The 12796-nt window shown below is 70.0% G+C and carries 11 protein-coding genes; 9 read left to right on the top strand and 2 right to left on the bottom strand.

Annotated elements, in window-relative coordinates:
- Positions 1 to 199: 199 nt before the first annotated feature.
- Positions 200 to 1096: a mycobacterial-type methylenetetrahydrofolate reductase gene (locus AWC17_RS11635; protein ID WP_046183996.1), complete on the top strand. Its 897-nt coding sequence runs from the start codon at positions 200 to 202 to the stop codon at positions 1094 to 1096.
- Here AWC17_RS11635 and lppM read toward each other — a convergent pair.
- The gene (gene lppM / locus AWC17_RS11630) at positions 1093 to 1740 is read right to left on the bottom strand and encodes a lipoprotein LppM (protein WP_047323642.1); all 648 of its coding nucleotides are present in this window, start codon (positions 1738 to 1740) and stop codon (positions 1093 to 1095) included. The genes AWC17_RS11635 and lppM overlap by 4 nt on opposite strands.
- A gap of 142 nt (positions 1741 to 1882) precedes the next feature.
- A complete protein-coding gene (locus tag AWC17_RS11625) occupies positions 1883 to 2491 on the bottom strand; it encodes a GNAT family N-acetyltransferase (RefSeq protein ID WP_047323629.1) in 609 nt (202 codons plus the stop codon).
- Positions 2492 to 2823: 332 nt separating this feature from the next.
- On the opposite strand from AWC17_RS11625, the gene AWC17_RS11620 reads away from it, so the two are divergent.
- From AWC17_RS11620 to mraY, 8 genes are all read left to right on the top strand, one after another.
- Entirely contained in the window at positions 2824 to 3228 is a 405-nt protein-coding gene (locus tag AWC17_RS11620) for a DUF3040 domain-containing protein (protein WP_046183994.1), read from the top strand.
- A gap of 445 nt (positions 3229 to 3673) precedes the next feature.
- Positions 3674 to 4105, top strand: a complete 432-nt coding sequence (gene mraZ / locus AWC17_RS11615) for a division/cell wall cluster transcriptional repressor MraZ (RefSeq protein WP_046183993.1) — start codon at positions 3674 to 3676, stop codon at positions 4103 to 4105.
- On the top strand, positions 4080 to 5270 hold the full coding sequence (gene rsmH, locus AWC17_RS11610; protein ID WP_167385573.1) for a 16S rRNA (cytosine(1402)-N(4))-methyltransferase RsmH: 1191 nt from the start codon (positions 4080 to 4082) through the stop codon (positions 5268 to 5270). Before mraZ ends, rsmH begins: the two co-directional genes overlap by 26 nt.
- On the top strand, positions 5267 to 6424 hold the full coding sequence (gene ftsL, locus AWC17_RS11605) for a cell division protein FtsL (RefSeq protein ID WP_085164658.1): 1158 nt from the start codon (positions 5267 to 5269) through the stop codon (positions 6422 to 6424). The genes rsmH and ftsL overlap by 4 nt, the downstream gene beginning before the upstream one ends.
- Positions 6421 to 8487 carry a peptidoglycan D,D-transpeptidase FtsI family protein gene (locus AWC17_RS11600; protein ID WP_046187184.1) on the top strand — a complete coding sequence of 689 codons (2067 nt, stop codon included), beginning with the start codon at positions 6421 to 6423 and terminating at the stop codon, positions 8485 to 8487. The genes ftsL and AWC17_RS11600 overlap by 4 nt, the downstream gene beginning before the upstream one ends.
- 96 nt (positions 8488 to 8583) lie before the next feature.
- Complete coding sequence (locus AWC17_RS11595; protein ID WP_047323631.1) at positions 8584 to 10164, top strand: UDP-N-acetylmuramoyl-L-alanyl-D-glutamate--2,6-diaminopimelate ligase; 1581 nt, start codon at positions 8584 to 8586, stop codon at positions 10162 to 10164.
- Positions 10161 to 11720 (top strand): UDP-N-acetylmuramoyl-tripeptide--D-alanyl-D-alanine ligase, encoded by a 1560-nt coding sequence (locus tag AWC17_RS11590; RefSeq protein WP_047323632.1) that lies wholly within the window; start codon positions 10161 to 10163, stop codon positions 11718 to 11720. Before AWC17_RS11595 ends, AWC17_RS11590 begins: the two co-directional genes overlap by 4 nt.
- Positions 11717 to 12796 (top strand): phospho-N-acetylmuramoyl-pentapeptide-transferase, encoded by a 1080-nt coding sequence (mraY, locus tag AWC17_RS11585; protein ID WP_046187176.1) that lies wholly within the window; start codon positions 11717 to 11719, stop codon positions 12794 to 12796. Before AWC17_RS11590 ends, mraY begins: the two co-directional genes overlap by 4 nt.

Here is a 12796-nt window from a genome sequence, read left to right as displayed (position 1 = left end):
ACCAGTGTATTGGGCGCAGCACCCGGATTCTTTCCCACATGGCGTGGGCGGGGCATCGCGTTTGCTTCGACTGCCTCACTATTCCCCCGCAAGCGGGCGCTACCCCCACGCCTATGCTGGCGGGGGTGTTCGGGGCCGCCCGCTGTTGTGCGGCCGGGAGACGCCCCAAGCCACTAGTCGTCGGATGGAGAGAAGCCGCGTGACCCTCAACACCATTGCGCTCGAGCTGGTGCCGCCGAACGCCGATGAAGGCCGGGAGCGGGCGCTCGAAGACGCGCGAAAGGTGGTGCAGTACTCTGCGGAATCCGGTCTGACCGGCCGGCTCCGGCACGTGATGATCCCGGGCATCATCGCCGAGGACGACGACCGTCCCATCGCGATGAAACCCAAGCTCGACGTGCTGGACTTCTGGTCGATCGTCAAGCCCGAGCTGCCGGGAATCCACGGGTTGTGCACGCAGGTCACCGCCTTCTCCGACGAGCCGACGCTGCGCACGCGGCTGACCGATCTGCGCGCGGCCGGGATGGAGGGCGTGGTATTCGTCGGCGTCCCGCGCACGATGAACGACGGCGAGGGGTCCGGCGTCGCCCCGACCGACGCCCTGTCCATCTATCGCGAATTGGTGCCCAACCGCGGCGTGATCCTGATCCCCACCCGCGAAGGGGAACAGGGCCGGTTCAACTTCAAGTGCGACCAGGGCGCGACCTACGGCATGACCCAGCTGTTGTACTCCGACGCGATCGTGGGATTCCTGCGCCAATTCGCCGAGAACACCGATCATCGGCCGGAGGTCCTGCTGTCGTTCGGGTTCGTCCCGAAGATGGAGAGCCGGGTCGGCCTGATCAACTGGCTGATTCAGGACCCGGGTAACGCGACGGTGGCCGAAGAACAGGAGTTCGTCAGGCGGTTGGCCGCCAGCGAACCGCCCCAGAAGCGCCAACTCATGGTCGACCTGTACAAACGCGTGATCGACGGTGTCGCCGAGCTGGGCTTCCCGCTGAGCATCCACCTCGAGGCGACCTACGGGGTGTCGGCGCCCGCCTTCCAGATGTTCGCGGAGATGCTGGCGTACTGGTCACCCGCCCGGCAGGGCTAGCTCGGCGGCTGGTCGCGCGGTGCGGTTAACCGCGGGGACCGGTCGCGGTTCATCCAGGCCAGCAGCGCGACCACGCCGGCCGCCGCGAAGGACGCGATGCCCAGCCACACGCCCGCCCCCGTCAAGGAGCGCGTGTTCGGGTCGGTGTAGCGGGCCTGGGCGGTCATGGTGCTCACCACGCCCGGTTTGAGCTTCCACGACACCACCGTGGACTCGACCCGGTCGCCGTTGGTGGAGGTCACCACGCCGGGGAAGGCGATGGTCAGCTCGACGTCGGCTTCGGCATCGGTCAGCGAGGTCAGGTCCGCGCGGCCCTCCAGGATCACCAGGTTGCCGTTTCGGCGCAGCGACAGATTCACGCCCTGCGCGTCGGAGTTCATGTTCGCCAGCTGCGGGAGTTCGGCGAAGGTCAGATCGGAGAACACCGCCTGCGACCCCACGTAGCCGTCGCTGTCGTAGTTCGACACCGCCACCTTCTGGCTGAACGGCAAGTTGTTGCTGTCGAGCTGCGGGCCGGTGTCCTTGGGCGTCTTGGGTTTAGCGGCGGCGACGATCTCGCCGGACACCAGGTCATCGGGCGAGATGGTGAGCGACGCCCGGACCCGCAGACACCCGGTGGCCAGCGGCACCAGCATCAGCAGCATCGCGATGGCCACCAACCGGCGCCGCCGAGCGGTGAATCCTCGGGTTCGGGGCGGGGCGATGCTGGCGCGCACCAGGTCATCGTGCCAGATCCGGCGTGCCGCGTCCGCGCGTCGGCCCGGACGCGCCCTCGGCCCGGCGGTATCACAGCGGCAACTTGCGGCCCAGGATCGCGAATGCCCGTGGGTCACCGGCGAAGTGGTAGCGGCGGATGACGTCGGTGAAGCCCAGCCGCCGGTACAACCGCCAGGCCCGGTTCGGCTCACCACTGGTCTCCGGCGTGGACAGCAGGACATTCTCCTCGGCCCGACCGGCGAGGAGCCGCCGGGCCAGCGCCTCGCCGAGGCCGCGACCCTGCGCGCGCGGATGGATGTGCAGCTCGGTCAACTCGAAGTAGCTGTTCATCAGGCCGGCGATCTCCTGGGGAGGCAGGCCGCCGCGTTGCAAGCCAAGGACGACCTGCTGCTGCCACCACTGCCCGGGTGCCCCGGGGTAGCCGTAGGCCACGCCGAGCAACGGCGCGGTGCTCAGTTCGGCCGCCGGCGGGACAGGCGCGTCTGCGCCTTCGGCCAGCTCCGCCTCCACGACACCCACCCCTTGCCACCCGCGCCGGCGGATGTGCTCGAGCCACATCGCGGCGCGCTGGTTCTCGGTGCCCCGCGGATACCGCATCGCGTCGACATACACCTTCAGGGCGTCACCGAGACGGCGCTCCATATCGGCGGGTGGCAGATCGATGAGGAATATCGCCAACTCGCGGTTTCCTCCTCATCCTCTGTGCTCCCGGTGCTTCGGCTTCGCCCAGCCGCTCGGCCCTCGCCGCCATCGTCATTATCAGACCCGGGGGAGGCCGTTCGACGAGCGGTCGCGGCAACGAACCCACCAACCACCCCGGTTGGGGAAGCCGCTTGTAGCGCACGGCCGTTCCGGCTCCTATGGGTGCCGGGCCGCGCCCAGGATAGAATCGCCACCGAACCAGTGGTAAGGCGCAGATTGACCTCGTATCATTTCAATTAGTTGCCCCCGCAACGGGCATCCGCGTGCTATCGATAGTTACGCGCCAAACTGTCGGCAAGGAGGGACGAATGCCACTCTCCGATCATGAGCAGCGGATGCTCGATCAGATCGAGAGCGCTCTCTACGCCGAAGACCCCAAATTCGCGTCGAGCGTCCGCGGCGGGGGGCTCCGTGCACCCACCGCGCGCCGCCGCCTGCAGGGCGCGGCGCTGTTCGTCATCGGCTTGGCAATGCTGGTTTCCGGCGTGGCGTTCAAGGCCACCATGATCGGAAACTTCCCGATTCTCAGTGTCTTCGGATTCATCGTGATGTTCGCCGGCGTGGTGTTTGCTATCACCGGTCCCCGGTTGTCCGGCCGGGCCGACCACTCCGGATCGGCACCCGGGTCGCTGCGCCAGCGCCGCAACAAGGGCGGCGGAGGTTCGTTCACCAGCCGGATGGAAGACCGGTTCCGCCGCCGCTTCGACGACTAGCCGCATCGCCAACGCATCGGGGTAGCCATCGGCTACCCCTTTTCAATGCCCGCATTCAATGCCCGCACCGGGCCGGCCGCTCCATCGTCACAGACGTACCGGGCCGGCTGAGGATCGCCGGGCCGTCGATGCGGTTTTGACGCCGGATCGAGTCCCAACTGAGCTTCGGCGCAGGATCTGAGCCCCACCGTGCCCCACCGAAGGCTCCCACTGCGCCCCACCCGGCCGTCGGTAGCACCTTGAACTGCAGCTTTCTACTGCCGGCCCAGGTGCTCCGCGTGACCCCCGAAGCCGCCTTCCCGCGGCATGAGCGGCCGTGGGTGGCAGATAACCCGAAAAACTCCGCCACGACACTCCAGGAATGGGGCGTAGTGGGGGATTGTGGGGTATGGTGGCCGCAGTGTTTGGGTGACGCACAGCCGCTTTCGGCGGGAGGTGAATTCTGGTGTTTCTCGGCACCTACACGCCCAAACTCGACGACAAGGGGCGGCTGACGTTGCCCGCCAAATTCCGTGACGCGCTGGCAGGGGGGTTGATGGTCACCAAGAGCCAAGACCACAGCCTCGCCGTCTACCCGCGGGGCGAATTCGAGCAGCTCGCCCGCCGGGCGAGCAAGGCCTCGCGAAGCAACCCCGACGCCCGCGCGTTCCTGCGCAATCTGGCCGCCGGCACCGACGAGCAGCATCCCGACGCGCAGGGGCGCATCACGTTGTCGGCCGACCACCGTCGCTACGCGAGCCTCTCCAAGGATTGCGTGGTGATCGGGGCGGTCGATTACCTCGAAATCTGGGATGCGCAGGCCTGGCAGGACTACCAGCAAACCCACGAAGAGAACTTCTCCGCGGCCAGCGATGAAGCACTCGGCGACATCATCTGAGGCGCTTGCCCGTGCAACGTGGCCTCTGCCCGAACCGACCCTGGCGTACTTCCCCAACGCCAGGTTCGTGCCTTCGGACAGGGACCTCGATGCAAGGGTGCCGGCCCTCCGGGCCGTCGAGGGGTCAGGGGCGTCTCGCCCGACCCGGGGAGGTGTTGCGGTGGTTGACGATTCACCGGACTTCGGGCATGTGCCGGTACTGCTGCACCGCTGCGTCGAACTGCTCACCCCCGCGCTGACCCGTCACGACGCCGATGGTTCGGGCGCGGTCCTCCTCGACGCCACCCTCGGCGCGGGCGGGCACGCCGAACGGTTCCTGACCGACCTACCGGGGCTGCGGCTGATCGGGCTCGACCGCGATCCCAGCGCGCTGGAAATCGCCCGCGCTCGGTTGGCGCGATTCGCCGACCGGATCACGTTGGTACACACCCGCTACGACGGCCTCGCCGCGGCCCTGGCCGAATCCGGTTACGGCACAGCCGGGTCGGTCGACGGGATGCTTTTCGACCTCGGCGTGTCATCCATGCAGCTCGACCGCGCCGAGCGGGGCTTCGCCTACGCCCAGGACGCGCCGCTGGACATGCGGATGGACCCGGAGTCGCCGTTGACGGCGGCCGACATCCTCAACACCTACGACGAAGCGGCGCTGGCGGACATCCTGCACCGCTACGGCGAGGAGCGATTCGCGCGCCGCATCGCCGCACAGATCGTGCGCCAGCGCGCCCGCACCCCCTTCACGTCGACCTCGGAGTTGGTAGCCCTGCTCTACCGAGCGATTCCGGCCCCGGCCCGGCGCACCGGGGGACATCCCGCCAAGCGGACCTTCCAGGCCCTGCGGATCGCGGTCAACGACGAACTGAACTCGTTGCGCAACGCGATTCCGGCTGGGTTGGACGCGCTCACCGTCGGCGGACGCATGGTGGTGCTGGCCTATCAATCGCTGGAAGACCGGATCGTCAAACGGTTGTTCGCGGACGCGGTCGCGTCCCGCACACCGGTGGATCTGCCGGTCGAGCTTCCCGGCCACGAGCCGCGATTCCGGTCGCTGACGCACGGCGCCGAACGTGCGGACGCCGCCGAGGTCGAACGCAATCCGCGCAGCGCCGCGGTGCGACTACGAGCTGTGCAACGGGTCCAGCAGGCAACCGGAAAGGGCGACGCATGACAGCAAAGCGCGAGACGCCGAACCGCCGCGGCGGACGCGACGGTTCCGTCCGGCGCAGCAGGCGCTCGGCGGCCGATCCCGGCTCGCCGCGCCGCCCCCGGCCCGGGCGGACCTCGGCGCCGACCCGGGAGAGCCACGCGCCCAAGTCCGGACCGCACACCAGCCCGATCGCCCGGCCGGTCGAGCGGCCGGCGCGGCCCAAAAGCACCAGTCAGGCCAAGGCCCGGGCCAAGGCGCGGAAAGCCAAAGCGCCCAAGGTCGTTCGTCCTCGCCTGAGCGAACGGTTGGCGGCCCGGCTGGCTTCGATCGACCTGCGGCCCCGCACTTTGGCGAGCAAGGTTCCGTTCGTCGTATTGGTCATCGGTGCGCTCGGCGTCGGGCTCGGTCTCACGCTGTGGTTGTCCACGGACTCCGCCGAGCGCTCCTATAAGTTGAGTCACGCCCGCGAGAAGACCCGGCTGCTGCAACAGCAGAAGGAGGCGCTGGAACGCGATGTGCGCGAGGCGGAATCCGCGCCGGCGCTGGCGGAGGCGGCCCGCAAACAGGGCATGATCCCGACGCGAGACACCGCGCACCTGGTCCAGGACCCGTCCGGGAACTGGGTGGTCGTCGGCACGCCCAAGCCGGCTGACGGGGTGCCGCCGCCACCGTTGAACAACAAGCTCCCCGAACAAGGTCCGCCGCCGCCCCCGGCGCCACCGCCCGCGGAGGTCCCGGTCCGGATGCAACCCGACCCCGCGGCGCCCGCGCCGGCGAGGTCAGGGCCCGAGGCGCTGCTGCGCGCACCAGACGGAGCCTCGACGCTGGGCGGCCAGCACCTGGGACAGGGCGGACCTCAGCTGCCGGGAATGCCGGCTGTGCCGGGTGCGCCGGTCACCGGGCAGGCCCCGACTGCGCTGCCCGCGCCGGGTCTGCCCGCGCCGGCGGGACCGATACTCGCTCCGGTGCCCGCTGAGGTGCCGATCCCGTTGGGCGGCTTGCCCATTCCCCCGCCCGGGCAGGTGCCCGCACCGCTACCCGCGGAGGTGCCGGTTCCGGTGCAACGGGGGATCGCCCCCGCCGCTCCCGCCGCTCCGATCGCCCCCGCTGCCCCGGTGCTCGCGCCGCAGCCTGTGGCGCCGGGCCCCGTTGTGATGCCAGGTGCGCCCCGGTGAGCCGCGGCGACTCCACGCGCACCCGCCGGTCGCAGTCGACGCGCGGTCCCCGTAAGGCGCAGGACGCCAAGAGCGTTCGGCAGCCGAAGCGGCGCGCGAAGCAACAGCAAGCTCAGGATGTCCGGGAGCCGAAGCGGTTCCGGAAAGCCAAGGAAGCCAAGGACGCCAAGAAAGCCCGCCCGGCCGACCGGCCGGACGCGGTGGCGACCGGGCACTCGGCGCGGGAGCGGCGCACCCGGCAGCTCGTGCAGGCGGGCACCCGTGGCGCGTCGTTCGTCTTCCGGCATCGGGCCGGGAACACGGCCATCGCGGTCTTGATCGTGGTGGCGGCGGTCCAGCTGTTCGTACTGCAGGTGACCAACGCGCCGGCGCTGCGTGCCCAGGCCGCGGGCCAGCTCAAGGTCACCGACGTCGAGAAGGCGGTGCGCGGCAGCATCGTCGACCGCCACAAGGATCAGCTGGCGTTCACCACCGAGTCGCGCGCTTTGACGTTCCAGCCCAAGAGGATTCGCAAGCAACTGGAAGAGGCCAAGAACAAGAACTCGGCGGCCCCCGATCCGCAGGAGCGGCTGCGGGACATCGCCAAGGAGGTCTCCACCCGGCTGGGCAACAAGCCGGACTCCGCGACCGTTTTGAAGAAGCTGCAAAGCGACGAGAACTTCGTCTATCTGGCGCGCGCGGTCGACCCCGCGGTCGCGAGCGCGATCTCCGACAAGTACCCCGAAGTCGGTTCGGAGCGGCAGGATCTGCGGCAGTATCCCGGCGGGTCGTTGGCGGCCAACATCGTCGGCGGTATCGACTGGGACGGTCACGGGCTGCTGGGGCTGGAGGAGTCCCTGGACTCGGTGCTGTCCGGAACTGACGGCTCGGTCACCTACGACCGCGGATCCGACGGCGTCGTGATCCCCGGCAGTTACCGCAACCGGCATCGGGCGGTCAACGGTTCGATGGTTCAGCTGACCCTCGACGACGACATCCAGTTCTACGTGCAGCAGCAGGTCCAGCAGGCCAAGAATCTCTCGGGCGCGCACAATGTTTCGGCCGTCGTGCTGGACTCGAAGACCGGCGAAGTGGTGGCCATGGCCAACGACAACACCTTTGACCCGTCCCAGGACATCGGGCGTCAGGGTGACAAACAGCTGGGCAACCTGGCGGTGTCCTCGCCGTTTGAGCCCGGCTCGGTGAACAAGGTCATCACCGCGTCCTCGGTGATCGAATACGGCCTGTCCAACCCCGACGAGGTGCTGCAGGTGCCCGGGTCGATCCAGATGGGCGGAGTGGCCATCCACGACGCGTGGGACCACGGCGTGATGCCCTACACCACCACCGGCGTGTTCGGAAAGTCCTCCAACGTCGGCACTTTGATGCTCGCCCAGCGCGTCGGCCCGGAACGCTTCTACGACATGGTCCGCAAATTCGGTCTCGGACAACGCACCAACGTGGGCCTGCCCGGTGAGAGCGCCGGGTTGGTGCCGCCCATCGACCAATGGTCGGGCAGCACCTTCTCGAACCTGCCCATCGGGCAAGGCCTTTCGATGACGCTGTTGCAGATGGCCGGCATGTACCAGACGATCGCCAACGACGGGGTGCGGATACCGCCGCGGATCGTCAAGGCCACCATCGCGCCCGACGGCACCCGTACGGAAGAGCCGCGGCCCGAAGGCGTGCGGGTGGTTTCGCCGCAGACGGCCCAGACCGTGCGCAACATGCTGCGCGCCGTCGTGCAACGCGACCCGATGGGCTATCAGCAGGGCACCGGGCCCGCCGCCGCGGTGACGGGCTACCAGATGGCCGGCAAGACGGGCACCGCGCAGCAGATCAACCCGGCCTGCGGCTGCTACTTCGACAACGTCTACTGGATCACCTTCGCCGGCATGGCCACCGTAGACAACCCGCGCTACGTCATCGGCATCATGATGGACAACCCGGATCGCAACGCGGACGGTACGCCGGGCCACTCGGCCGCCCCGCTGTTCCACAACATCGCCGGCTGGCTCATGCAGCGTGAGAACGTGCCGCTGTCGCCCGACCCCGGCCCGCCGCTGACGTTGCAGGCCACCTAGCGGCGATCGCCGGCGCGGCGGGCACAAGGCGCCGACCGGCGCCGCCTCCCGCACGGCGGGAGCACCTCGCGGACGGATGCGGCTAGGTAGGGTGTCATGGCCGATCATGAGGATCACGCGGCGTCTGCAGGGAGGTGTGAACAGGTGGTGCCGATGCCCACGGGGCTACGGCCCAGCGCCGGCGCGGGCACGCGCCTGCCCGCGCTGGCGGCCCAGGTCGGGGCGGTACTTGCGGACCGGGGCGCGGCGGTGCCCGATGCCGCCGTCACCGGCGTGACGCTGCGTGCCCAAGACGTGCGGCCCGGCGACCTGTTCGCCGCGCTGCCCGGCGCGTCGACGCACGGCGCCCGGTACGCGGCCGAGGCGATCGAACGCGGCGCGGTTGCGGTCCTCACCGATGCCGCCGGGGTCGCGGAGATGGGGGCTTCGGCCTCGGCCGTGCCGACGCTGGTGCACCCGAAGCCCCGCAGCGTGCTCGGCGCCCTGGCCGCCACCGTGTACGGGAACCCGTCGCAGCGGACGACGGTTGTCGGGATCACCGGAACCTCCGGCAAGACCACCACGACCTATCTGGTCGAATCCGGGTTGCGCGCCGCCGGCCGGACGGCCGGCCTGATCGGCACCATCGGCATCCGCATCGACGGCGCCGACATCCCCAGCGCGCTGACCACCCCGGAGGCTCCCGCGCTGCAGGCGATGTTCGCGGCGATGGCCGAGCGCGGCGTGGACACCGTCGTCATGGAGGTGTCCAGCCACGCGCTGGCGCTGGGCCGGGTGGACGGCACCGAATTCGCGGTGGGCGGCTTCACCAACCTGTCCCGCGACCACCTCGACTTTCACCCCACCATGGCCGACTACTTCGAGGCCAAGGCGCAGCTGTTCGACCCCGCGTCGCCGCTGCGGGCCCGCCGGGTGGTGGTCTGCGTCGACGACGACGCCGGGCGCGCCATGGCCGCCCGGGCCGGTGACGCGATCACCGTCAGCGCCGCCGGCCATCCCGCGCACTGGCGCGCGATGGACGTGACGCCGATGGGCGCCGGGGGACAGCAGTTCACCGCGATCGACCCGGCCGGCGTGCGGCATCGGGTCGGCATCCGGCTGCCGGGGCACTACAACGTCGCCAATTGCCTTGTCGCGCTGGCGATTCTGGACGCGGTCGGAGTGTCGCCCGAGCAGGCGGCGCCGGGGCTGCTGGAGACCAGGGTGCCCGGCCGCATGGAAGAAATCGACCGCGGCCAGAATTTCCTCGCGCTGGTGGACTACGCCCACAAGCCCGAAGCGCTCCGCTCGGTGCTGGCGACCCTACGCAGCCCGGGTCGCCGGCTGGCCGTGGTGTTCGGCGCGGGCGGTGAGCGCGACCCGGGCAAGCGGGCGCCGATGGGTGAGATCGCCGCCGGGCTGGCCGATTTGGTCGTCGTCACCGACGACAACCCGCGCGGGGAGGACCCCGCCGCCATCCGTCGCGAGATCCTGGCCGGCGCGCACGGCGGTTCCGCCGAGGTCGTCGAGATCGGCGACCGGCGAGCCGCGATCGAGCGCGCGGTGGCCTGGGCCGGCCCGGGCGACGTGGTCCTGGTCGCGGGCAAAGGCCACGAAACCGGGCAGCGCGGGGCGGGGGAGGTCCGCCCGTTCGACGACAGGGTGGAGCTGGCCCGGGCGCTGGAGGCGCGGCCATGATCGACCTGACCGTCGCGCAGATCGCCGAGATCGTGGGCGGCACGCTCGCCGACATCTCGCCGCAGGCCGCCGCCGAACTCCGCGTCACCGGCACCGTCGAATTCGACTCGCGCGCCGTCGGTCCCGGCGGGCTATTCCTCGCGCTGCCGGGGGCCCATGCCGACGGGCACGACTACGCGGGCGCGGCGGCAGCGGCCGGCGCGGTCGCGGTACTGGCCGCCCGGCCGGTGGGGGTGCCCGCCATCGTGGTGCCCCCGGCGCCGCGGACCGACCGCGCCGACGGCGGCCTGGCCGGGGTGCTCGAACACGACACTGACGGCTCGGGGGCGGCGGTGCTGGCCGCGCTGGCCAAGCTGGCCAAGGCGGTGGCCGCGGAGCTGGTGGCGGGCGGGTTGACCATCATCGGCATCACCGGCTCGTCGGGGAAGACGTCGACCAAAGACCTGGTGGCCGCCGTGCTCGAGCCGCTGGGCGAGGTGGTGGCCCCGCCCGGGTCGTTCAACAACGAGCTGGGACACCCGTGGACGGTGTTGCGCGCGACGCGGCGCACCGACTACCTGGTGCTCGAGATGTCGGCCCGCCATCCCGGCAACATCGCCGCGCTGGCCCAGATCGCGCCGCCGGCGATCGGGGTGGTCCTCAACGTCGGCACCGCCCACCTGGGCGAGTTCGGCTCACGGGAAGCCATCGCGCACACCAAATCAGAACTGCCCCAAGCCGTTCCGCCGTCGGGTGTGGTCATCCTCAACGCCGACGACCCGGTCGTGGCGGCGATGGCCCGCGTCACCGAGGCGCGGGCGGTGCGGGTCAGCCGGTCCAGCCACACCGATTCGGGGCCCAGCGACGTCTGGGCGGACGGAGTGTCGCTGGACGAACTGGCCAGGCCGCGCTTTACCCTGCACGCGATGGACAGCGCGGTCGAGGTGCAGCTGGGCGTGTACGGCGACCATCAGGTCACCAACGCGCTGTGCGCCGGCGCCGTCGCGCTGCAATGCGGCGCCACCGTCGAGCAGGTCGCCGCGGCGCTGGCGCAGGCCGGGCCGGTGTCGCGGCACCGGATGCACGTGACCACCCGGGCGGACGGGGTCACGGTGATCGACGACGCCTACAACGCCAACCCCGACTCGATGCGGGCCGGGCTGCAAGCTTTGGCCTGGATCGCCCAGGGCCGCGGGTCCGGAGCCGCCGAAAAGCGCAGAAGCTGGGCGGTGCTGGGCGAAATGGCCGAGCTTGGCGAGGACGCGGTAGCCGAGCACGATCGCATCGGCCGGCTGGCGGTGCGCTTAGATGTGTCTCGACTTGTCGTCGTGGGAAGTGGGAGGTCGATGAGCGCCATGCACCACGGAGCGGTCATGGAGGGCTCGTGGGGAGCTTCCGGTGATAGAGGGGCCGTCAACGTGGCCGACGCCGACGCCGCCCTGGCGTTGTTGCGAGCCGAAGTGCAGCCCGGCGACGTGGTCCTGGTGAAGGCCTCCAACGCGGCCGGGCTGGGTGCGCTGGCCGACGCCCTGGCCACCGAGGGTTCCGCGAGCACAAGCGGGGGGACGGGTTCGTGAGGCAGATCCTCATCGCCGTGGCCGTCGCTCTCGCCGTCTCAATCCTGTTGACCCCGGCGCTGATTCGGCTGTTCACCAGGCAGGGTTTTGGCCATCACACGCGCGACGACGGCCCGCCCAGCCACCACACCAAGCGGGGCACCCCGTCGATGGGTGGGGTGGCCATCCTGGCCGGCATCTGGGCCGGATACCTCGGGACGCACCTGGCCGGGCTGGTGTTCGACGGGGAGGGCGTCTCGGCGTCGGGTCTACTGGTGTTGGCCCTGGCCACCGTGCTCGGAGGCGTCGGCTTCCTCGATGACCTGATCAAGATCCGCCGGTCGCGCAATCTCGGGCTGAACAAGACGGCCAAGACCGTCGGGCAGATTGCCGCCGCGGTGCTGTTCGGGGTGCTGGTCTTGCAGTTCCGCAATGGCAGCGGGTTGACGCCGGCCAGCTCGGACTTGTCCTACGTGCGCGAGATCGCCACCGTCACTTTGGCTCCGGGCCTGTTCGTGTTGTTCTGCGTGGTCGTAGTCAGCGCCTGGTCCAACGCGGTCAACTTCACCGACGGGCTGGACGGGCTGGCCGCCGGGTGCATGGCGATGGTCACCGCCGCCTACGTGTTGATCACCTTCTGGCAGTACCGCAACGCCTGCGTCACCGCGCCGGGCCTGGGTTGTTACAACGTGCGCGACCCGCTGGACCTGGCGCTCGTGGCGGCCGCCACCGCGGGCGCCTGCATCGGCTTCTTGTGGTGGAATGCCGCGCCCGCAAAGATTTTCATGGGGGACACCGGATCGCTGGCGCTGGGCGGCATCATCGCGGGTCTGTCGGTCACCAGCCGCACCGAGATCCTCGCCGTCGTGCTGGGGTCGCTGTTCGTCGCCGAGGTCACCTCCGTGGTGCTGCAGATCCTGGCGTTTCGCACCACCGGTCGCCGGGTGTTCCGGATGGCGCCCTTCCACCACCACTTCGAATTGGCCGGCTGGGCCGAAACAACGGTGATCATCCGCTTCTGGCTGCTCACGGCCATCACCTGTGGTCTGGGCGTGGCCCTTTTCTACGGTGAGTGGCTGGCCGCGATCGGTGCCTGA

Source organism: Mycobacterium nebraskense, assembly GCF_002102255.1.
In the GTDB taxonomy this organism is placed as follows: Bacteria; Actinomycetota; Actinomycetes; order Mycobacteriales; family Mycobacteriaceae; genus Mycobacterium; species Mycobacterium nebraskense.
This window is presented reverse-complemented; position numbering and strand designations above follow the sequence as displayed.